Consider the following 22,158-nt stretch of genomic DNA (forward strand, 5'->3'; position numbering starts at 1 on the left):
ATTTGCTTTATAAATATTAAAACTGATATGATACTCCCACCTGAAGAACAAAATCAGGTGCTGTATTAACAATGATATCCTCAACAAAGGCAAGCGAAACAGCTACATCTTTTGCAACAAAATAATCCAGTCCGAGAACTAATTGTGCAGATGCTTTTCCCAATTGTTTAGTATATGATTTTTCATACAAACTTGTATGAAAATCGAGTTGAGACTTTAAATACCAATTATTATTCACATTAAAGGCGAGACCAAAACTTCCAAAACCAACATTGCGGGTTACTTTGTTTTCCAGTAATGCTCCTTTGCCAATCCTTAAATAACCTCCTGAATAGTAAAAGGAAAACTGTTTCCTTTCAGGGGTTGAATTAAGCATTCCTGTTATTTGGAATCCAAAATCACTGGTTCCACTACCCACTAAATTTGTTTTATTTCCGGTTGGTATCTTCACGAAAGTGCGAAAAGAGAGATCGTGGTTTGGACTTTGTATAATGGGTGTTCCCATAGAAAAACTAATATCACCAAAACTAAGTTTACTTTCATTCATTTCGAAAACGATTTCCTCTTCTTCCATGAAAAAGTAATTTAAATTGTATGCTGGCATAACGTCCCTTGATTTCCCAGGTAAGTTAAACGCATCGTGCCAATTACTAATAAAAGAATCCATAACTCCACTCGAATGCTTAACTACCGGAATAACGATACCAACTTCCAGTTTAGAAAGCAGACCGTAACTTAGAAATAGTTCATTTCTATACATCTCTCCATCCAAGTATATGGCTTCTTCATTGATTTTACCACTTGTAGCATTATTAGCAATACTAAAATAGTTACCGAACCAAAAAGAATTTTTCTCAAGAATTGAGCCTCCCGGGTTGGTTGGAATCCCGAAAAAATGAACCAAAGGGCTTTGGTTATGAGTTTGAAAAGGTTTCACCAATTTCTGACCAAGAGCGCAATTAGTAAGTAAAACAATTTCAAAAAAAAATACTGCTAAGCTTCTCATGAATATTCCCGGCCTGATTAATTTGATCAACTGGGTCAAATCTACAAATTATTCAACAACTTTCCATACGAGTGCTGCTGATCCCAGTACACCGGAATTTCCTTCAACAGTAGACAGCTTTAACTGCGTTTTTTCTTGAAAAACAGATAATAAATTCTGTTCCATATGGTATTGTGTCGGTTTTAAAATTAAATTGCCGGCTTTAGATAATCCTCCAGACAAAAATATGGCTTCCGGATTGTTCAAAGCAATTACATTCGCCAAAGCAATTCCAAGAATTTTACCCGTAAACTCAAAGGCTTCAATTGCAATTTGATCCCCAGAATAAGCTTCCGCAGCTAATCTTCTGGCACTCATTCTATTGAAGGGAATATTTCTCAATTCACTTGAATAAGAAAATTTTGCGAATAATTTACTCACAGTTCTCTTAATTCCTGTTGCAGATACATAAGTCTCCAGACAACCCAATCTTCCGCAACCACAATGCCGACCTTCAGGACGCACAATCATATGTCCCATCTCACCGGCCAAACCAGAATGGCCATGCACCAATTCCCCGTTAACAACGATACCCGATCCTAATCCTGTTCCTAATGTTAAAACCATAAAGTTTTTCATACCAACAGCACCTCCAAACAACATCTCTGCCATGGCAGATGCATTGGCATCATTTGTAACAAAAACAGGAACTCTAATTTTTTGACTCAAAAGTTTACCCAGTTCAAACTTCCCTTTCCACGGCAGGTTCGAGGCATCCTGAATGCATTGATCCAAATAATTTGCATTTGGAGCACCTACTCCAATACCTACCAACTCACAATTCAATTTCTCAGCAAGAGACTGAATTCTATCACATAATTCATCTATAAATGCTTGAAAAACCAAATATTTCTTTGTGAAAATGAAATCCTCAGCAAGAATATTTCCTTTTCTATCGACCAAACCAAAAACCGTATTTGTTCCGCCAATATCTATCCCAACAGCCAGCTTTTGCATATCAATTGTTTTTGTATCAAAATTTATTGCATGGGAAGAAACCAATCCGTACCGAATCAATATTCTTTAGTAAGTTACAAACGGTCTTTAATTAATGATCGAATCGGATTAAAAATACGTTGTAACAGGCGAAGATCTTCTGTAATTATTTCAGCCTGACCTTCAATCTGCTGTGCAAAATCCAACTCAATTCCATAATTGGTAACCAAGCCTTTAGGAAAATCCACATCCAGGCTGTATTTCTGATCCTCCGGAACTTTTGATATGGACCGAATGATACCTTCCAACATCCCGTATTCAAGATAAGGATAATTATCAAGTTTTATATTCACCCGTTGTCCTATTTTAACCTTGCCTGCTCCCTGCACTCCTAATTCAACTCTGGCTATAATTTTAGTTGAATCTGAAGGCAAAACAGTGAAAACCCTTTCTCCAGTCTTAACATTTTGATTGGAACTGTAAAACCTGTTGAAACTAACCTTTCCATCAATAGGCGTTATGAGGACATACTTTTGTTCCCAAATGTTTATTTGAGCCTTTAGGTTATCGAATGATTGAATAAGCAGATTCTGTAATTCCTTTCGCTCTCTTTCTTTATTTAACTCTAAATCGATAATTTGCTGATCCACTTCAGAAATACTAATCTGAGTAGAAGCAAGTGAAGAACGCGTGCCCTGAAAAGCATAGCTCTGTTCCAGATATTTTTTACGTGCATTTTGGAAATCGGACTGCGAAATTACACCCCGGTCAAATAGAGATGAATCGCGAAGAAATTGCTTTTTTGATATCGCTAATTCACTTTCAGAAATCACTTTTTGCTGGTACTGCCGCTCGTAATATAAATTGTATTTACTGATTTTATCCTTGTAAGATTCTATTTTTCGATCGTAATAATCCAAATCAAAAAAACGCTGATAATCAGCATATGATTTTAAAAACCCATTGTAATACGATTGAATTTCCCCCAAACGAAAATTACCTTCCAACAAATTAGATTTAATGCCATCCACACCCGTAAGGTGTTCATGAAACTCATTCATTTTTGTTTTTAAAACGAACACATCATCATTAACCGCAGGATTTTCGATAATGGCCAAAAGTTCTCCCTTTTTCACTTCCTGATTATCTTCAACATACAGATTTTGAATCTGTCCGGATGATCGGGCAACCAATTCGGCAGGCGGATTTAAGGTAGTAAGAACCAATTTGGAATGAATAATATCCGGATAACGAAAGAACCAACTGCCAATCAGCAGAGCAAAAATAACCACAAAGAAAAGAGTTGTCCCGCTTCGAATGATCCAATTGGGCATTCGCTGCAAAATCTCCTTAACTTCATCTGACCGTAATTCTATGTTTGTATCCTTCTCCATAAGACTAGACGCGGATTGCGCTGAAAAATATGATTAAATATGATAATTTTTTGTGAACACTTTTCTTTTATATTGTGGTTTTGCACCAAAATTAAGAAGTAAGCCCACCTCAATATTAGTCGCTTTTAAATAATTTACTAGCTGAACCTCATGCTCTGGTGCAATTCTTTCCACTGCTTTTAGTTCAATAATTACTTGGTCATTAACAATCAGATCAGCAAAATAATCACCTACCTTTTCATCCTTATAAAAAACTGTAATTCTCTTTTGCTCTCCCACTTCCAAGTCAAGGTGTTTTAGTTCTAGTACCATTGCCCGCTCATAAACTTTTTCTAAAAAACCATAACCCAACTCATTGTAAACATTAAAAAATGCTTTTAAGATAAGTCCCGTTATTTCAGAATGTTTATAATTCATTTCTTTTTAATGAAAATCAGTGTAAATCATAAATATCATATTTATCCGCGTCAATTAATTTCCTAGCTCCAATTGGTTCTTAACCAACTGATAATAAGCTCCCTTCAATTTTGTTAAATCAGAATGAGTTCCTTCCTCAACAATCTTTCCTTTATCCAGAACAATTATTTTATCGGCACTACGAACTGTACTTAAGCGATGAGCCACAACAACCACAGTTCTTCCCTTATTGAATTCCTCCAAATTGTTCATGATTGCCTTTTCGTTGTTCGCATCCAAGGCATTAGTTGCCTCATCGAAAAATAAAAATTTAGGATTTTTATACACGGCTCTAGCAATCAAAATACGTTGCTTTTGCCCTTGACTTAAACCATGACCGTTGGCGCCAATCCGTGTGTTGTAGCGCAATGGCAAACTTTCAATAAATAGGTCGATGCAGGCAACCTGAACCGCATACAACAATCTCTTTTTATCGATGAACTCATCACCAACTGCAATATTTTTGGCGATGGTATCCGAAAAGATAAACCCATCCTGCATCACCACTCCGCAATTTTGCCGCCACATGGCTGAACTGTAATTTTCGAGAGTAACTCCACCCAAGGAAATTCGTCCTTTTGTAGTGGGATAAAATCCCAGCATCAGCTTAATTAAAGTCGTTTTTCCGCTACCCGATGCACCTACAATTGCGGTCGTTTTTCCATCTTCTATCTTCAAATTAACGTCATCCAAAACCATTTCGGAATGCGGGCCTTCGTACTGAAAGAATACTTTTTCAATATCTATGGCCTTTTCTTCTGGAATATCAATTAAACGATCCTCATTTGGCATTTCTTCCTCTTTCATCTCGTGAATCTCACCCAATCGCTCGAGAGAAATTTTAGCATCCTGCCACGAATGAATGAACTGAACCAGATTGTCGAGCGGGGAATTCAATTGACCGATGATGTAAGACACTGCCAACATCATACCCAAAGTCATGCCTCCATCGAGTACCGATTTGGCCGCCAAAAAGGTGATAATGATATTTTTTGTTTCGTTGAAGAAAATGGAACCTGATACCTGATACTGATTCAAAGCCAAACCTTTGGTTCTCACCTTAAACAATTCAGCCTGTATTTGCTCCCACTCCCAACGCTTTTGTTTCTCACAGTTGTTCAGCTTAATTTCCTGCATTCCGGTAATTAACTGAACCAATGAATTCTGATTGTTCGATAACTGAGCGAATCGTTTCCCATCCAATTCTCGGCGCTTTCGCAGAAAAAGATTCACCCATATTAGATACAAAACCGATCCAATTACAAAAACAAAAAAGATTTGCATGTCGTAAATGGCTAAAACAATTCCAAAAATCACCAGATTGACCATCGAAAACAGGATGCTTAAGGTTGATGATGTCAGGAAACTTTCGATTCGGGTATGATCCTGTATCCGCTGCAATAAATCACCGATCATTTTAATATCGAAAAAGCCAATGGGCAATTTCATTAACTTGATTAAAAAGTCGGATATTAATGAGATGTTTATTCGTGTTGAGATGTGCAAAAGTATCCAGCTTCGGATGAATTCCACCGACATTCGGGAAATAAACAGTACCAATTGGGCAATCAGTACCAAATAGATGAAACTCAGGTTTTGCGTATTGATACCTACATCGACTATGGATTGGGTAAGGAATGGAAAAATCAGTTGCAGCATACTCCCAAACAACATTCCCAGTGCCAATTGCACCAAAAACTTATGGTACGGCCTTAGATATTTTAACAGGAAACCAATACTTTTTTTGTTGGAAATATCCTCGTCGCCCTGAGCGTAAAAATCGGGTGTAGTTTCCACCAACAAACACAGGCCTTTCAGTTCCCCCTGACTTTGTGTACTTGCCCACGACTTAATAAATTCCTCTTTGGTAAATTTTAGCAATCCAGATGCCGGATCAGCAACATGAACAGTAGTTGTCTTCTTTTTTACCTCGATTTTGTGCACCACCACAAAATGATTTTGCCCCCAATGGCAAATAGCCGGAAGGGTAGCATCATCCTGTAACTGTTCGTAACTAATGCGCACGCCCATAGTTCGCAAACCAATACTTTCAGCTGCATCGGCAATGCCCAGCATAGAAACTCCCTCGCGGGTAATGTGTGATTTATCTCGTAAAGACTGCAGACTGAAGTTTTTACCAAAATGTGAGGCTATCATGCGCAAGCAAGTCGGGCCACAATCCATGGCATCCAATTGGCGGAAATGGGGAAATTTTTTCTTCAAGGCAGAATGGTAGTTAGTAAATTTATTATAGTCAAGCTAAAAATAGGGAAAATTTAGCTTAAATCGTACCGTTAAATATTGAACTATCTATCATTGTCCGCATTCATACATTTTAATCTAGCGATTTTAGATTTATAAGATCGGATCATAAAATCATACACAATCAGTTCAAAAAGCCGTTGATTACCTCTAAAAGCTCTATTAACAAGCATATGGATATGGCTTTGAATTATATAATGCAAATACTCAATATTAACCGAAGGCGTTTCCTTTATTGCATTTAAATTATATTCCATGGCAGAACTGTATTCTTGAATTAATTTTGAAATAATTGTATCCTCTTGAGAAAATAAATACTTATCTATTTGGGTTCTTTTTACCCTATATTTAGCTTCAAGATTTCGTTTGAAAAAACTATCAACAGAAAATTCCTTACTGTAATAACACTTCATTTTCTCTGCAAATTGCTTTTTACCTTCAATACTTAAATTTACTTTCGTAAGATAAAAATCGACCAACGAAATCACAAAATACAACCTATCATCATACTGCTTTTCGTGTAATAAGTATTCCAATAACATCTTACTCTCCAGGCAAAATATCTTTTCTGAATTTTGTATTGAGTCAATATTATATCTTTCTAATTCTCTTTTATAACTATCAATTTGCAATCCTCCAATCAAATTTTCCTGAATGAAAGGTTTAAAGTGATAGTTAACTCGAGATACAATTTCATATAAATGTTCCATAGAGGTTATAAGTAACCTCAATCGTAAATGTGGTTTGGGATCACAATACCTAATAAAAAAAAAACTTTTTATTGATTTACTTTCAATTAATTCCTTACATAAGAAATGAACATTACTAACCAGTATTTCATCTGCTATTTTTATTCCACAATATATTTTATAATACAACCATGTATCACAAGGCAGGTAACTATCAATAATCTTTTTTGACATTTGAAGAGTATTTATTATTATAGAATGTTACAATAAACTCGCTTTGATAGTAACCTTCCGGTCCCTTTACAATACCATCATCCTCGAAAAACTCAGTAAGCTTAACAAAGCTACCTTTTTGTAATGCATCTAGAAAAATCTTTCTACAGAGTTCGTTATCAAAATCTAATAGAAGCTTTTGATCACCTTCCTCCATTATAACCTTTGATGGTAGTTTAAAGAAATTGACAATATGTTCAAAGTATTTATCATCACTATCCCATTTAGCATTAGTAGTCTCGTCTTGAGTAACAATCCACATAGCAGGTGAGAATATTAAATTGTCATAACAAACTCTTGGCAAATAAGAAACTAAATTCTCAATATTTCCCCAATTAAAACTCAAATTCGGTTTTACATTTTGGTGTTGTAGATCACACAAAAATTGGTACACATGAAGTGTTTTGTAATTATAATTATGAGCGCAACTAAGCCTTGGAATTATCTCTTTTTTTAGCTTTTGTGAATATAATACTATATTACCATTTTTAACTTTTAGTATCAAATCACTGACAAAAATTTGATGATCTAAATCCTGGCTTGAATTGGCCATAAAAGGGATTTCAAATTTCCGTAAACCAGGTCTAAACAATACATTCCCCACTCTTGAGTCAGGTATAAAAACGATTTCAGCAATTAATTTATTCTGACCAATAAGCTTTGATTCTTTTATACAGATCTCTTCAATAAAATCCTTTATCTCCTCATTTGTTGATCCAAATCGACCAATAAAATTTGTAGCGCTAGAGCCACCTACATACGAAATATGTATTTTTGGGTCATGATTATTTTGCTGTGTTAATTCAATGAATGCAGAAAAAGTAATTGGAATATTTACTTCGGATTTATTCAAATCCAAAAAATCTATATCTGTTAATTCGATTGCATTTTCTCCTTGTAAAAAGGCCTTATTCAACCTTTTTAATAAAAATAGTTCTCGTGCTGTTAAGACACAATTATTGATCTCTTCATATTCAACAACCAAACCTTCAATCAATTCGGAGTCATCAGATTGACTATTTATAAATTGATTATATCCTATGCCGCAATCAACATCCAAGGCGTGCATTAAGGGTATTTCTTTATCGCCAAATCGGCTTATAAATTGTGACTTAAATTGCTCTAAGCGACTAATTCGTTCATCCTTAAAAGAATTCATCCAGTTTAGAACCTCAATTCCTTTTTTAACACTCTCTAATATTTCCCTAGACATAATACAATTATCTGTGGGTTTATAGAGATCAACCTGTAAAAAATTCTTCAATTCCTTTCGAGGTAATAGATAAGCTAATTCCTGTCGAATTAATTTATACAGATCCATATTAGTCTCATAATGATTATCATCAAGTGACTGAATTGATTTCTTAATTATTTGCAACGAATTAATTATTGATGTTTCACAATTAATAGGTTTTAATATTTCTATTAATCTATCTAAAGGATCAGCACCTGTTATTTGCAAATCAATCTCGCTAACTAATATTTGAGAATTAATTAATTCATTTATGAAGTTTTTAGAAATTTCATTTGAATAATTATTGGCTACAAGATATTCCACTAAAGCATCATACTTTATACCTTTTGTAGCAAAATTCAATATTTCTTTAAGATGGGTTGAATAATCTACAGATACCAGTTCATAAGTTCTAACAAGATTACTATTTATCAAATACTCAATGTATCTAAATTTATCATGTAACTCATACAAACTAGTATTTGCATAATATTTTGTGCTTTGATAAATATCTGGTAATGATTTCACGTATTCACAAATCATTCCAAGACACCCCATATCCAATCTTGATTTTCTTATGTATTCATTTCTTCTTTTCAAAAAAAAATTATTCTTTTCCCCAAATTTTCCGATAGAACATCCAGCAAATAAACCAAAAGGAGTACATCTAAAACAAGATCTTCTCCAAAACTTCTCTAAAACAAGTGATTGTCTCTCTGAAATATCAGCTTCCTTACTGTATATTTCATAAAAATCCTGAGACGAAAGGAATAAACCTTCTTTAAAGAGATCTGAATAGTCTCGTTTATCAATATTTTTAACCGGAAAAATAGGAGTTCTTACAATAAATTTATTAAAAGCACTTATATCCATAAATATTATATTAAAAAAGCATCATCCCAAACACTTAAATTCTCATCCAAATATGACAACATAGCTAAACCTATTCCCGAAATTCCTGTTAAAAATGAAGTATCGCACTCCATTCCAAAACCATTCCAAGTTTTAAAACCAGCAATTCCATCTACAAATTTTGCCTCGCTTATCATTTTCTGCAACCAATAATCTCTAGCTTTAATAAATCTTATATCACCATATTTTTTGAACAAACGGTAAGATATTTGCATATTACCAGCCGTTCCATGGCATAAACTAGCATCAATAATTCCATGTTTTTTTGAATCTCTAACATCAGAAAAAATATTTGCTAATCGTTGAATTACATCTTTATTTTCGTTTCCGGTTATTAACGTTTGTGATAATGCATATAAAATTCCCACAGAACCATTACACCAAATGTATCGACTACCATAAATATTCTTCTCATTATTTATACCAATTGGGATATCATCCAACAAACTTTTATGCCCCAGATCACTCATTATCAAAGTTGTTATGTCTGAAATTAAACTCTGTAAACAATCATGATATTTTAAGTTACCAGCAAGTCTGTTACAAATAAGAAGTAAACCACAAATACCATGAGCAACTCCAAAATCGAAGAAATCTCTATTGTAATCTTGCCAATGCATTTTTCCTCCATAAGAATAAACTTTCGTTTTAAGTGCTTGAATTATTCCATTTATAAATTTTTCATTTTCTGGATTATTCTCCAAATCATAAGATAAATAATAAATATTTCCTAAAGCTCCATGCAATAAATCCAATTTATTCAAATCAATAAAATCAAGAGTTAAATTATAAATTTCATCCTCAATACCTTTATACACATTTTTATATTCAGTGGATAAGAAATTAGTTCTAATAAGGTGTTTTATTGACCATAACACACCTGTCAAGCCTTCAGAAAAACCAAGATTCATAGGTTCCTCTTGCAAATACTGAATTACATCCTTCACAATATTTAATCCTAGAACTTCGATACGATTATCCTTCAAATATCGACTCGCATACAATAAAAATAAAGCATTCCCAATTCTCCCTCCATGTAAAGAATTATCTGCTGGTTCATGATTTAATAGTACGAGATGTTCACATATTAATTCAATTTTACAGGAAATAATATGTTTCATTAGTTGCTTAATTTTTCCATTTTTTTTAGAAAATTAAAGGCAGATAATATATATCTGCCCCCATAAATAGTAACAAAATTATTTATTTTACTGCAAAACAGTATGTTCATCACATTTTACTGTCAAGCTCATGGCAGTACAAATGTGTCTCATGGTGGCACCACCTTTTACACCTTTCATCTCTGGCTTACTTAAGTTTGCAATAGATTTTTTTCCTAATTCTAATTTTTTCGCTTTTTTCATAACTAAAAGAATAAATTAGCATAGCTCCATTCCCCGCACAAGTGCCAATTGCACAGGTCATCTCGTTTAGGTAGTTTTGCTCTTGTAAAATGTAGCCTAACTACCAGAGTCGTTCCAGGTGAGAACGGATATTTGTTTACTTATTCCGGAACGACTTAATTAATAATGCGCATTATTAATTTAACCAGCACCAAATTAAAGAAGCTCCCTGCCAAAAATGGCAGGGAGCTATTAATATTTACATTTTTCGGAAAATACTGTTAATTTATAATTATTCCAAAATATAGCTTTGTAACGTTCTTGAATAGGAAATAGTAACATCTAAATCCTTTATGCAATCTAAAATCCGATACAGGTTCCGCTGTGAAACCCCAAGTTTATGAGATAGTTCGCTGGGGCTTCCTGTTGCTTTTCTATCGGCGAGCTTAATAACTCTCTCTATCAACTCCTGGTTTTGGGTAATATTCATTTCGCTATGATTTGGTTCATTACTATATTTCTTAATTCCGCAAAAAGAGAAAAGGTAACCCTTGTAAATGTTAAAATAAGTTAAATAGATTTATCCATAAAATAATTTATCTATTATAATAAGCTTAAAATCTTAATTTACAATAAAAGTATCTTGGTTTATTAATATTAAAACCTTATAAATTCCAAATCTCTAAGAATAATTTTCAAAAATTATTACAAAAAACCCCATCCGGACGAACCTGATGGGGTTGAAATATTATTGCAGACAGGGATTACAAAATTCCGCCGACTTTTTTAAGTGCTTTGGTATTTAGTATTTTTATTTTTCGTCCGTTTAATTCTATTAACTGATCGGATTTAAATTCGGACAGTAAACGTATCACCGATTCGGTGGCTGTTCCTACCATATTGGCCAGTTCTTCGCGCGTAAGAGCAATTTTAAGCGTACCATCCTCGGTCAATCCAAAAGCTGTCTCCAATTGAATTAAAATCTCTGCTAAGCGTTCCCGTACTGTTTTTTGAGCAATATCAGTGATGTAATCATTTGCTTCATCCAATTCTCTGCATGTGAGCTGAATTAATTCCATTGCAAAATTAGAATTCTCTTGAATCAGTTTGGTTAAAACCTTACCAGGGATGAAACAAACGGTAGCATCTTCAATTACTTTAGCAGAAGTGCATGCCCGCTCCTGACTAAGAACAGATCGAAAACCAATTAAGTCGCCAGGCTTCGCAAAACGAATGATTTGCTCTTTCCCTTCCAAACCTGTTTTAAATACTTTTAAAACACCCGAAAAAAGAAAGTAGCATCCTTTCGCGGAATCGCCCTCAGAATAAATAATACTGCCTCTTTTATAGAAATGAACATCTTCACCCCAAAATAAAAGATTCATATCTTCTACCTTCAAATTTTGAAATTTTTCACCGAATTTATCGGCTAATTGATTGCAATTTGGAAGAATTGGATTCTGCTTCATTAAAAAATCATATTAAACTGAAATCAATACTACTAATTCAATAATAATTCCTTGTGTAAAACTTCAACACCTGACAAACTCATTAAAAAAATTATTTGTTTCGAAGGGTTTTTTCCTACTTTTATTACAAATCACTTTCAATTTGTAATCAGGTCAAATATACAAATTTAAGTTTTACTTATCCAAAAGGTAAAAAGACTAAATACACAGCAATTATGAAACACAAAGTAGAATTATCGTGGCTGGGAAACCTCGCCTACGAAACCAATATGGATGGTCATAAAATGATTACTGACGCCGGCACCGAAGTTGGCGGTGATGACAAAGGCTTCCGTCCAAAGAAGCTAATGCTGACCGCTTTGGCGGGATGTACGGGCATTGACACGGCGTTAATTGTGAAAAAAATGAGGCTTGACATCCGGGATATTAAAGTATTAGTAGAAGGAGAGCTAACCGAAACTCAGCCCACCTACTATAAAAACATGCACATTACTTACGAATTCTTTGGCAAGGATCTTCCCCGTAAAAAATTGGAGCGGGCCGTTAAAATATCCGAAGAATCGCAATGTGGGGTAAGTGCTTTGTACAAGCAGGTGATTCCTGTTACATCAGAGATTATATATCATGAAGAGTAAAAAAAGTCTTGAAAAATCTAGAATACTCTAAGAGTCCAATAGTGGAAAAGTCAAACAGTCCACAAAATAAAAAAAGTGCCTCCCGCAAGGAAAGGCACTTTTTTGTTTTTATCGTGTAAGATTAACACATCTAAAATCTCCTGTTTTTTCTAGAATCCTGCAGCCGAAAATTGCTCAAGGAAACGAATGTCGTTCTCGAAGAACAAACGAAGATCTTTAATACCGTATTTCAGCATGGTGATTCTTTCGATTCCCATTCCCAAGGCAAAGCCTGTGTATTTTTTATTATCGATTCCGTTTAATTCCAAAACATTTGGATCAACCATACCGCAACCCAAAATTTCTAACCAACCAGTTCCTTTGCACACATTACAGCCCTTTCCGCCACAAAGTGAACACGTAACATCAACCTCGGCCGATGGCTCGGTAAACGGGAAATAGGATGGTCGTAATCTGATTTCAGTTTTCTCTCCAAAAAATTCTTTGGCAAAATAAGTCAGTGTTTGTTTTAAATCTGCAAACGAAACGTTCTCGTCGATATACAAACATTCAATTTGATGGAAAATACAATGAGCACGTGCAGAAATAGCTTCGTTACGGAAAACACGACCCGGCGTTAAACAACGAATCGGCAATTCCATTTCAGACATATCATGAGCCTGCACAGAAGAAGTATGAGTACGTAAAATAACATCCGGATTTTTCTCGATGAAGAAAGTATCCTGCATATCGCGGGCAGGATGTTCTTCCGGGAAATTTAAAGCTGAAAAGTTATGCCAGTCATCTTCAATCTCCGGACCTTCGGAAATTGTAAATCCCAATCGGGAGAAGATCTCTGTGATTTCATTTTTCACTAAAGAAAGTGGATGGCGCGAGCCCAACTTAACCGGATCACCCGATAAAGTCAAATCCAAACCTGATTTTCCAAAATCAAGATTGGTGAAACTATCTTTAAGAGAATTTACTTTATCCAATGCAGTTGTCTTCAACTCATTAAGCGCTTGACCAACAGCCTTTTTCTGATCGTTTGGAACATCCTTAAAATCTGCAAACAAAACAGCAATACTACCTTTCTTACTAAGGTGTTTGATTCTAAATTGTTCAACTTCCTCTAGTGTAGTTGCCGAAAATCCATTCAGCTCCTCAAGTAAATTCTTTATTTTGTCTAACATATTTTTAATCTTTTGAAATCCGATAGTCGGCAAAGTTACAAAAACTTTTTTCTCCTTGTTACTGACGATTCTATTTTAGCAGGAAGAATCAATAATAATTTAAACAGATTTCTCAAATCTCTAATATTCCAGAATTTTTACATTCATTTTAACATCCTGAAAAGGCCGGTCATTTGCATCCGTTTTAAGGTTTACAATTTTATCCAAAACATCCAGCCCTTCTATCACTTCCCCAAAAACAGTGTAATTACCATCAAGATGCGGAACTCCGCCGACCGTTGTGTAAGCTTTACGACGAGCCTCAGAGAATTCAAGTCGCTCTTTGGAGCTATTGTATTCAAATTCTATCGACTCCTTAATTGTTTTCGCAATGGCTCTAAATTCTTCCACCTTACCGGCTTTTTTTAAGGAATCCAAAACAACTCTTTTACTCGAAGTTAAAAACCTTTTTACGATTCGCTTTCTTAAAGGAACATTCACTTCTTTTTCCATGAGAGTTAATTCCTCATCCGTAAACACCCTTCCATGAGCAATATAGAACTGAGAAATATCTGATTCCTTAAAAATATTTACCTTATCCGGCTTTCTTGGTGCAGCAATTGCCCCCTTTTTATGAAAGTATTTAGGATTAAATTCTGATTCGATGGTTCTGTTCGAACTGCCGTAACCTATCATTTTTCCTGCCGGCGCATTTCTGGAATCCTGCGATCCGCCCTGAGCCACAAACCCCTTTATTACACGATAAAACAGCGTTCCATCAAAATGCCCGTTTTCAATTAACTGCAGAAAATTTTGCCTGTGCTTTGGAGTTTCCTTGTACAACATCAATTTAATATTGCCCATATTGGTCTCTATTAAAATAATTGAGTTGGTGGTTTGTCCAAATGACAGGTTCGTTATTAGCAGAATTGCAATTCCAAATAGGACTTTCTTACCAAATTTCATTCAACGATATCTTTTTAAATTTGGACTAAGATAAATAGCCAGAGTTTGAAAGCCAAAAAAAAGCTTCGCAATATATTACGAAGCTTCCATTTACAACTTGTAATGTTGTCTATTTTAAGATTTTTATTTTCATTGATATGTCCTTTAACGGACGATCAAAATTGTCTTTTTCAACACCGGCAATCGAATCAATTAAATCCATTCCGTCGATAACTTCACCAAAAACAGTATAGTTTCCATCCAAATGAGGAATTCCACCAACAGTAGTATACGCTTCAATTTGTTCTTTACTTAATACAATTTTCTCACTATTAAATATTGAGTCTACTTCCAATTTAATACCATCAATTGCATCTGTTAGTTTATCCAACTCACCCTCCATTTGATATTTGGAAAGAAGTTCAGCCTTTTGTTCTTGAACCTTTTTGAAAATAGAACTCTTTAATCTTCCATTCATTTTCGTTTGCAAAGTATCCAATTCGCCTGGAGTATATATCTTGCCTTGAGCAATATAAAACTGAGATCCAGCGGATTTCTTTTCCAGATTTACATCATCTCCTTCTCTTGCGGCAGCAATAACTCCACGCTTGTGAAATAATCCTGTTTTAATTTCTGCAGGAATTTGATATCCAGGTCCTCCTTCGCCCAATCGCTGCCCCAACTTTGCACCTTTAGAATCCGGATCTCCACCTTGAATCATGAATCCATCTATCACCCGATGAAATAAAGTTCCATCAAAATATTTTTCGTGTGCCAATTTCACAAAATTATCCCGGTGAGCCGGTGTTTCATCATACAAACGGATTTTTAAATTTCCATACTCGGTTTCAATCTGAACAATTCTATCTTTTTTTCCCAACTCCAATTTTTGCTGGCAGGATATAAATAGAAAAACGATGGCAATACAAATAAGATTTTTCATAGGTGCATATTGAGTTTTAAAATCCCGAATTTAGCTTTTAGTTCTCAACTTTTAAATAATCATTGCCTTTAAAGTACTCTACTATCGAAGATTTAAGCAATAATTCTTCTTTTTCCTTAGAAAAAGGAGGAACCATTTTATTTTTCTTGAAAACCGGCCAATCATTTTCATCATAACCATCAATTTGATAGTAATTCCATTTCATCAACAAGGTACATGTTGCCAAATTGATGTGATCCATTTTTTCATCCTTTTCATACTTCTCCTGAAATCCTTTTCCTCGCTCCTGTATCCCAATTAGCAGTAATGTTCCGTTTAAATCTGCATCCACATTAAAATCTTCAGAAATTTTATATAAAAGTTTGTTCCAGTCTCTTTCCAAATTATTATCCATTGTATCAATTTTTTATGAATGCTAAAAGTAAAGATTTCTAAGTACTTTAGAACCTCTTTAAAAATATATTTTCACTTTTTTAATTATTCTTCTTGCAGATACAATATTTCCATCCTATATTTGCATCGCTTTTAAGGGCAAGGGCGATTAGCTCAGTTGGTTCAGAGCACTTGGTTTACACCCAAGGGGTCATAGGTTCGAATCCTATATCGCCCACTATAAAAAGCACATATTCCCAATAATTCGGGCGATTAGCTCAGTTGGTTCAGAGCACTTGGTTTACACCCAAGGGGTCATAGGTTCGAATCCTATATCGCCCACGGAAAGATCAGATTTTCACTAGAAAGTCTGATCTTTTTTTTGCAATAAATTATGCATTCATAAATCTTTTTATGACATCTACCGTATATTCATTTAATGTGGTCAAAAAAAATAACTTTCAATAACCTCCAAATTTAAGAGAATATTGTATATTGGATCGGTTTATGTTAATAGATCATTTTTTTAATAAAAAAACATCAATTTAATTTAAATTTTATTAGTCACTTAATCAATCACTTAGATGGTAAAGTGCATTTTTTTTTACTTTTTTTTACTATTTGTGGGTTACCTTTTGGCCATTAGAGGAATAAAGGGATAGGAAATATGGATTACACTACGGAAGCGATACTTGAGGGGATCAGCATGAGCAACAATGATGTATTAAATTACATCTACAGCAAGTTCTTCCCAAGTATTCGGAATTTTATAGAAAACAATAATGGAAGCGAAGAAGATGCAAGAGATCTTTTTCAAGAAGCCATTATTGTAATCTACCGTAAAATGAAAAAAGAACCTTTGGTTCTGAATTGTAATTTTAAAACCTATATCTATTCAATTTGTAGACTTTTATGGTTGAAGCAACTTGAGAAAAGAAAAAATAGCAATGAAATTAATTCGGAAGCTATTTTGGACAATAGATTGGATGAAGCAACACAGACTTACGATCAAACCGAAAGGTACAGGCTGTATCAAAAACACTTCAAACTTCTAGGTTCAGATTGCAAGAAGGTACTTCAGTTAACTCTTGACAAAGTTTCCTTAAAGGAAATATCCGAAATTATGGGATACAAGAGTGAGAAGTACGCAAAAAAGAAAAAGTATCAGTGCAAGCAAGCATTAATGGAAAGTATTAAAAGTGATAATGAATTTAAAGAAGTATATGATGAATGAAATGAATTTTGACCGTATCGAGGATTTTCTTGACGGTGATCTAACAGAAAGCCAATTGAAGCAGTTCGAGAAGGAATTACTCGAAGATTCTGATCTTCAAATGGAACTTGACCTTCATATGGAGGTTAATGAGGCTATAATGGAACAAGACGTTATGGATCTTAGAAACAAATTAGAGGCTATTGAAATACCTTCTAATCCTACTCAGAAGCGAAAACTGAAATTTTTAACTAAGTGGAATATTGCAGCGGCATCGCTTGCTTTAGTTATTGGTTTCGGGAGTTTAATGTATATCATGAACAATCGGTCCACTTACTCAAACGATAAAGTTTTTAGCAATTACTATAAACCATACAACGTTGTAATCAACACTCGTTCGTCTGACATCATGATTGATAATTTGTTGGTAACGGCTTTAAAAAGCTATGAAACTAAAGATTATCGGACCGCTTTAACTTTATTCAAAAAAATATTGGATAAAGACAGCACGAACATCACAGGCAATTTTTATTCGGGTATTTCGAATATCGAAATTAATGAGTACTCAAAAGCTAATAAGAACTTCAGCAGAGTATTAAAGCATAAGAATAACCTATTTATAGAGCAATCTGAATGGTATCTGGGTTTTTGTTACCTCATGACCAACGAGAAAGAAAAAGCTCTTAAGCAATTCCATGTAATTGCACAGGGAAATAGTTTCTATAAGACAAAAGCTTTAGAAATTATTAACAGGCTGGAATAGATCACTTCATCATTCATCAAAATAAAGTAAGCCATCCAATAAAATTGGGTGGCTTTTCCTATGCATTTAACTTTTTAATAAACTCTTAATAAGAACTAATAAATCCCTGGTTGGGAACGATGATAGTTCTAATAAAAATAATTGCAGTTTTCTCTGACTTCTAAATTACACAGAAGAATTAAAAAGAGATTAAAAAATTCAATTCTGATCAGAAAGATCTGGTATTGAATATCAAATAAATAACTTTTTGTTCCAATTTGATGAGTCAAAATTCATACCTCAATAGAACAAATAGACATCACTATACAATGAAGATAACAAAACAAATTGTTTCTAGGCTACAGCTTTAGTTTTGATTTTTTTACGGAAAAATAAGAATAAAATTATTCCAACAGAACCAAAAGCAAAATACATCAGTTTATGAATAAGACCATCATCATACAAAGGATCAACATCTCCTAAAGTAACATATCCAGACCAAAAATAAGGATGAGATTTTAATGCATCAGCTGTTTTTAAATATTCCAATTTAGCCTGACGAAGAGCATCATCCTTCTTCAATCCATGAGATAAAAAAGTATAGAAATTACTCATTAGATTTGATCCTGTCTTATCCTCTACGGTCCACAAAGTCATGATTACACTTGGACAGCCTGCATAGAAGAAACCACGTGCTAAACTCATTACCCCTTCTCCCTTCAATAACTTACCATCACCAGTGTTACAAGCACTTAAAACAACCATTCTTGCATTAAAATTCATGTTGTAAATTTCATGCGTGTTTAGAAGGCCATCTTGTAAAGAGTCAGAATTTTGTGTGAAAACGAGTTTTGAATACATCGGATTTTCATCATCAATAATAGTGTGCATTGCCAAATGAAGCACATCGTAATCACCCGAATTCGCCTTAAAATTAGCTTCCGTGGCCATATCATCAATAAACAAATCGCCATGAATCACTTTTGATATATTAATAACTTCCTCCTTTACTCCAGGCAAAGGATATAATTTATCCCGGTAAGCTCGTTCTGTAAATAATATCGAATCATTAATATCGTTATAGGATGGTGCAAAAGCTAAAATCGATTTGTTTGAAGAAAATCCATAGCTGCTCGAATGATTTTTGAAACCAAGAGTCGCTGAATTGTGGTAAGTAATTGAATTATATTTTATTAAATATTCGAGATTTCTATAATTCATCGTTGTAGAATCCGCTTCCTTTTTCAAAAGCGCACCAAATGGAATATAGGCCATTTTATCATCAGGAACAATGAGAAGACTTTTACCGGTCAACAGGCTGTCTTTACCATTCAATAAATATTGATACAATAAATAAGCTGATTTTGTATATTTTTGATAATAAGCAACACTATTATTCGCAAAATCATTCGTTTTCAGACAATTACGAACCTCCTCCAAATGATAATCAAAACTATCTTTCACAATCTTCTCCCGCTCAACTTCAAAACTAGATTTTGTAATTACAAAAGAAAAAAGCGCTGAATCAGAAATTGAGTATTCAATCAGTAAATCATTATCGCTTAACCTGCTCTGTAATTCTTCAATATCGATGGTTTTGGTATCGTATTTCAGTGCGTAATACTCCGGATAATCCTCCTCAAAACGAAGAACCATTTGATTGTATTCCTCATTCAAATTAAAAAGTACATTTTGCCATCCGCTAATGGAATCCCGGTCAGGTGTTTGTTTTCTTCTTTCGTCATGAACCAACTCACGATACTTAGCAATATTCAACTTCAAATTTGTTTCCTTCTCCTGCAATTCTGTTGAAATACCTCCGAAATTTTTTGCATTCACATCGTTTAGTGAAGACAGTAAATTAGCCGATTTTGAACGCTCAGAATATATAAAAGCCTTCTCTTTGTATTTTACATCTTTTGTGAGTTGATACAATTTTACTGCTATTTCAATTGCTTGATTATACGTTTCTTTTTCATTTTTTGAAAGAGCAAATTTACTTTCTTCATCCTGATAGGCAATTCTAATTTTATCGATAATATCCAAACAAAGATCATAGGTTTGTAAACTAAAATCCAAATCTGAAATACTATTGGTTTTATCGTATAAATAACGAAGAGTAACAGCCTTGGGTTTTAAAATTTCTAAAATGGAAAGCTGTGGATCCAGTTCATCCATTGTTGGATTGATGTAAACTGTACTATTATTGAAATTATCCAATTCTGAAATTAAAGCTTTTTGATAATATTTTAAAGCATTTAAATGATCTTTCTTTTTAAAGTAGTAATCACCGAAATTCTTTAAACAATGAGCTGTACCGGGATGTTTAGTACCAAAATTTATGTCATATACTTGATATGCCAGATTCAAATAAGAAAGAACATTATCGCTACTACCAATTTCATCCTGAAAAACAGCATAATTCAAATAAAGATCCCCTAATAAATAATAATTAGAACCACTCTCACCTTTCACTATTGAAATACCTTTTTTATAATATAAATCAGCATCTTGATATTTTCCCAGTTTTTTATAGCAATTACCGATATTATTGATAGTTGTAGAACTACTTTGAAATTTATTATGTTTTTTTAATTTTAATGTTCTTAAATAATAATCTAATGATTTAGAATAATTTCCATTTTTATATAAAATTACTCCTAAATTATGATTTATTTCAGATAACCACCTTGACTCTTTTAGCGGATCAATCAATGATAAAGCCTTTTCATAATAATTTTGTGCTTTTATTAAATCTCCGTAATTATTAAAAATGTTTCCTTTATTAATGTAAATAGGAATCAACTTTTCTGAAATACCTCCAAATTTTTCAATTGTAAAAGTCTCCGAAATAGTATAAAATTCCAAAGCTCTTTTTCGATCTCCCACTCTGTTTAATAAAACTCCAAAATTCACATAAGTCCTGTAAATCAGATTTTTATCAACTAATCCACCTTGATTAATAGTACCAATAGCATTTTCAAAAGATTGAACAGAATAATCAAATTCTCCTTTTCGTAAAAAACCAACTGCTCTATTGAACTGTTCTTGTAATAAAGAATCAGGATTCATTTTGTCAAAAGTAGAGAGATTGTCTATCTCGGAATTATAGTTAGAATTAGTACTCCCACAAAATAGAAAGAGAAGGAAAAGAGGAAAAAGAGGAAAAATAAGAATCTTTTTTAGAAAATTTTTCACGCTCAAGTTGAGTTTTATAATATTCTTACTAACAATTAATTACACCAAACAATAAGACTAATAAAGATCTAAATATAGGGCTATTTTTTTATTTTCTTTAAAAAAAAGTCTGTTTCCAGGGTTACCTTTTTCAAAAAAAGGGAATAAAGGGGTGTAATCGATAAAAAACTTAAACAATCCTAATCTAACAAAAGACCAAACAGCAATGAAAAATTTTGAAATAGTATCTCAGGAAGAATTACAAAACATCAAAGGTGGTATCAACGAAATGACTGATGTTAGTATTTGTGACGATTGTATCGTGTAAGTACCCAATTGACCAAATCCAAATTTCCTATAGTAAACCTAGTATTGACCAATAAAACCAAACAGCAATGAAAAATTTTGAAATAGTATCTCAGGAAGAATTACAAAACATTAAAGGTGGTATCAACGAGATGACTGATGTAAGTATTTGTGACGATTGTATCGTGTAAGTACCCAATTGACCAAATCCAAATTTCCTATAGTAAACCTAGTATTGACTAATAAAACCAAACAGCAATGAAAAATTTTGAAATAGTATCTCAGGAAGAATTACAAAACATTAAAGGTGGTATCAACGAGATGACTGATGTAAGTATTTGTGACGATTGTATCGTGTAAGTACCCAATTGACCAAATCCAAATTTCCTATAGTAAACCTAGTATTGACTAATAAAACCAAACAGCAATGAAAAATTTTGAAATAGTATCTCAGGAAGAATTACAAAACATTAAAGGTGGTATCAACGAGATGACTGATGTAAGTATTTGTGACGATTGTATCGTGTAAATAAGTATCTCTTCAAAATATTGACAAAGTAGTTTGAATAAATTATATTTACTGAGCCCATGAATAATTTTGAAGAAGTATCCACAAAAGAATTACACTTAATTAAAGGTGGTGTAAACGAAATGACAGATA

At 33.6% G+C, this 22,158-nt stretch carries 22 protein-coding genes and 2 tRNA genes; 8 read left to right on the forward strand and 16 right to left on the reverse strand.

The annotated features are described in order from the left end of the window. Nucleotides 1-16: 16 nt before the first annotated feature. The 11 genes from ACY0M5_RS02985 to ACY0M5_RS03035 all read right to left on the reverse strand — a co-directional run bounded on the left by ACY0M5_RS02985 (nucleotide 17) and on the right by ACY0M5_RS03035 (nucleotide 12,013). Nucleotides 17-1,006, reverse strand: coding sequence for a DUF3187 family protein (locus ACY0M5_RS02985; RefSeq protein ID WP_461630766.1), 990 nt, complete (start codon nucleotides 1,004-1,006; stop codon nucleotides 17-19). Between the two features lie 48 nt (nucleotides 1,007-1,054). Next, nucleotides 1,055-2,002, reverse strand: coding sequence for an ROK family protein (locus tag ACY0M5_RS02990; protein ID WP_461630767.1), 948 nt, complete (start codon nucleotides 2,000-2,002; stop codon nucleotides 1,055-1,057). A gap of 74 nt (nucleotides 2,003-2,076) precedes the next feature. Next, nucleotides 2,077-3,375: an HlyD family secretion protein gene (locus ACY0M5_RS02995; protein ID WP_461630768.1), complete on the reverse strand. Its 1,299-nt coding sequence runs from the start codon at nucleotides 3,373-3,375 to the stop codon at nucleotides 2,077-2,079. 33 nt (nucleotides 3,376-3,408) lie between these two features. After that, nucleotides 3,409-3,792 carry a GxxExxY protein gene (locus tag ACY0M5_RS03000; RefSeq protein WP_461630769.1) on the reverse strand — a complete coding sequence of 128 codons (384 nt, stop codon included), beginning with the start codon at nucleotides 3,790-3,792 and terminating at the stop codon, nucleotides 3,409-3,411. A gap of 54 nt (nucleotides 3,793-3,846) precedes the next feature. Beyond that, on the reverse strand, nucleotides 3,847-6,054 hold the full coding sequence (locus tag ACY0M5_RS03005) for a peptidase domain-containing ABC transporter (RefSeq protein WP_461630770.1): 2,208 nt from the start codon (nucleotides 6,052-6,054) through the stop codon (nucleotides 3,847-3,849). A gap of 83 nt (nucleotides 6,055-6,137) precedes the next feature. Beyond that, a complete protein-coding gene (locus ACY0M5_RS03010) occupies nucleotides 6,138-7,016 on the reverse strand; it encodes a thiopeptide-type bacteriocin biosynthesis protein (RefSeq protein WP_289530506.1) in 879 nt (292 codons plus the stop codon). Continuing rightward, nucleotides 6,997-9,162, reverse strand: coding sequence for a lantibiotic dehydratase family protein (locus tag ACY0M5_RS03015; protein WP_461630771.1), 2,166 nt, complete (start codon nucleotides 9,160-9,162; stop codon nucleotides 6,997-6,999). Before ACY0M5_RS03015 ends, ACY0M5_RS03010 begins: the two co-directional genes overlap by 20 nt. 5 nt (nucleotides 9,163-9,167) lie before the next feature. After that, nucleotides 9,168-10,322 (reverse strand): lanthionine synthetase LanC family protein, encoded by a 1,155-nt coding sequence (locus tag ACY0M5_RS03020; protein ID WP_461630772.1) that lies wholly within the window; start codon nucleotides 10,320-10,322, stop codon nucleotides 9,168-9,170. 87 nt (nucleotides 10,323-10,409) lie between these two features. Then, nucleotides 10,410-10,565, reverse strand: a complete 156-nt coding sequence (locus ACY0M5_RS03025) for a TIGR04149 family rSAM-modified RiPP (protein ID WP_461630773.1) — start codon at nucleotides 10,563-10,565, stop codon at nucleotides 10,410-10,412. A gap of 271 nt (nucleotides 10,566-10,836) precedes the next feature. Continuing rightward, nucleotides 10,837-11,034, reverse strand: a complete 198-nt coding sequence (locus tag ACY0M5_RS03030; RefSeq protein WP_461630774.1) for a hypothetical protein — start codon at nucleotides 11,032-11,034, stop codon at nucleotides 10,837-10,839. A gap of 274 nt (nucleotides 11,035-11,308) precedes the next feature. Further along, nucleotides 11,309-12,013 (reverse strand): Crp/Fnr family transcriptional regulator, encoded by a 705-nt coding sequence (locus tag ACY0M5_RS03035; RefSeq protein ID WP_461630775.1) that lies wholly within the window; start codon nucleotides 12,011-12,013, stop codon nucleotides 11,309-11,311. A 215-nt stretch (nucleotides 12,014-12,228) separates the two neighbouring features. On the opposite strand from ACY0M5_RS03035, the gene ACY0M5_RS03040 reads away from it, so the two are divergent. Next, on the forward strand, nucleotides 12,229-12,648 hold the full coding sequence (locus ACY0M5_RS03040; RefSeq protein ID WP_124993298.1) for an OsmC family protein: 420 nt from the start codon (nucleotides 12,229-12,231) through the stop codon (nucleotides 12,646-12,648). 149 nt (nucleotides 12,649-12,797) lie between these two features. On the opposite strand, the gene pheS is transcribed toward ACY0M5_RS03040, so the two are convergent. The 4 genes from pheS to ACY0M5_RS03060 all read right to left on the reverse strand — a co-directional run bounded on the left by pheS (nucleotide 12,798) and on the right by ACY0M5_RS03060 (nucleotide 16,081). Beyond that, complete coding sequence (pheS, locus tag ACY0M5_RS03045; protein WP_124993297.1) at nucleotides 12,798-13,820, reverse strand: phenylalanine--tRNA ligase subunit alpha; 1,023 nt, start codon at nucleotides 13,818-13,820, stop codon at nucleotides 12,798-12,800. A 120-nt stretch (nucleotides 13,821-13,940) separates the two neighbouring features. After that, nucleotides 13,941-14,765, reverse strand: a complete 825-nt coding sequence (locus ACY0M5_RS03050) for a peptidylprolyl isomerase (RefSeq protein ID WP_124993296.1) — start codon at nucleotides 14,763-14,765, stop codon at nucleotides 13,941-13,943. Between the two features lie 109 nt (nucleotides 14,766-14,874). After that, nucleotides 14,875-15,687, reverse strand: coding sequence for a peptidylprolyl isomerase (locus tag ACY0M5_RS03055; RefSeq protein WP_461630776.1), 813 nt, complete (start codon nucleotides 15,685-15,687; stop codon nucleotides 14,875-14,877). A 37-nt stretch (nucleotides 15,688-15,724) separates the two neighbouring features. Then, nucleotides 15,725-16,081, reverse strand: coding sequence for a hypothetical protein (locus tag ACY0M5_RS03060; protein ID WP_461630777.1), 357 nt, complete (start codon nucleotides 16,079-16,081; stop codon nucleotides 15,725-15,727). A 141-nt stretch (nucleotides 16,082-16,222) separates the two neighbouring features. On the opposite strand from ACY0M5_RS03060, the gene ACY0M5_RS03065 reads away from it, so the two are divergent. From ACY0M5_RS03065 to ACY0M5_RS03080, 4 genes are all read left to right on the forward strand, one after another. Continuing rightward, nucleotides 16,223-16,297: transfer RNA gene (locus ACY0M5_RS03065), tRNA-Val, on the forward strand. A 29-nt stretch (nucleotides 16,298-16,326) separates the two neighbouring features. After that, nucleotides 16,327-16,401: transfer RNA gene (locus ACY0M5_RS03070), tRNA-Val, on the forward strand. Between the two features lie 325 nt (nucleotides 16,402-16,726). Beyond that, complete coding sequence (locus ACY0M5_RS03075; protein WP_124993293.1) at nucleotides 16,727-17,293, forward strand: RNA polymerase sigma factor; 567 nt, start codon at nucleotides 16,727-16,729, stop codon at nucleotides 17,291-17,293. Further along, entirely contained in the window at nucleotides 17,265-18,035 is a 771-nt protein-coding gene (locus ACY0M5_RS03080) for a hypothetical protein (RefSeq protein WP_461630778.1), read from the forward strand. Before ACY0M5_RS03075 ends, ACY0M5_RS03080 begins: the two co-directional genes overlap by 29 nt. Before the next feature lie 333 nt (nucleotides 18,036-18,368). Here the strand turns inward: ACY0M5_RS03080 and ACY0M5_RS03085 are convergent, their stop codons facing one another. Then, nucleotides 18,369-21,086 carry a CHAT domain-containing protein gene (locus ACY0M5_RS03085; protein WP_461630779.1) on the reverse strand — a complete coding sequence of 906 codons (2,718 nt, stop codon included), beginning with the start codon at nucleotides 21,084-21,086 and terminating at the stop codon, nucleotides 18,369-18,371. 500 nt (nucleotides 21,087-21,586) lie between these two features. On the opposite strand from ACY0M5_RS03085, the gene ACY0M5_RS03090 reads away from it, so the two are divergent. The 3 genes from ACY0M5_RS03090 (at nucleotide 21,587) to ACY0M5_RS03100 (ending at nucleotide 22,026) form a co-directional block, all read left to right on the forward strand. Then, nucleotides 21,587-21,688, forward strand: a complete 102-nt coding sequence (locus ACY0M5_RS03090) for a bacteriocin class II family protein (RefSeq protein ID WP_124993290.1) — start codon at nucleotides 21,587-21,589, stop codon at nucleotides 21,686-21,688. Between the two features lie 67 nt (nucleotides 21,689-21,755). Next, a complete protein-coding gene (locus tag ACY0M5_RS03095) occupies nucleotides 21,756-21,857 on the forward strand; it encodes a bacteriocin class II family protein (protein ID WP_124993290.1) in 102 nt (33 codons plus the stop codon). 67 nt (nucleotides 21,858-21,924) lie between these two features. Next, nucleotides 21,925-22,026 (forward strand): bacteriocin class II family protein, encoded by a 102-nt coding sequence (locus tag ACY0M5_RS03100; RefSeq protein ID WP_124993290.1) that lies wholly within the window; start codon nucleotides 21,925-21,927, stop codon nucleotides 22,024-22,026. The last annotated feature ends 132 nt before the right edge of the window (nucleotides 22,027-22,158 follow it).

This window comes from Labilibaculum euxinicum (genome assembly GCF_963678175.1).
Taxonomy (GTDB): Bacteria; Bacteroidota; Bacteroidia; order Bacteroidales; family Marinifilaceae; genus Labilibaculum; species Labilibaculum euxinus.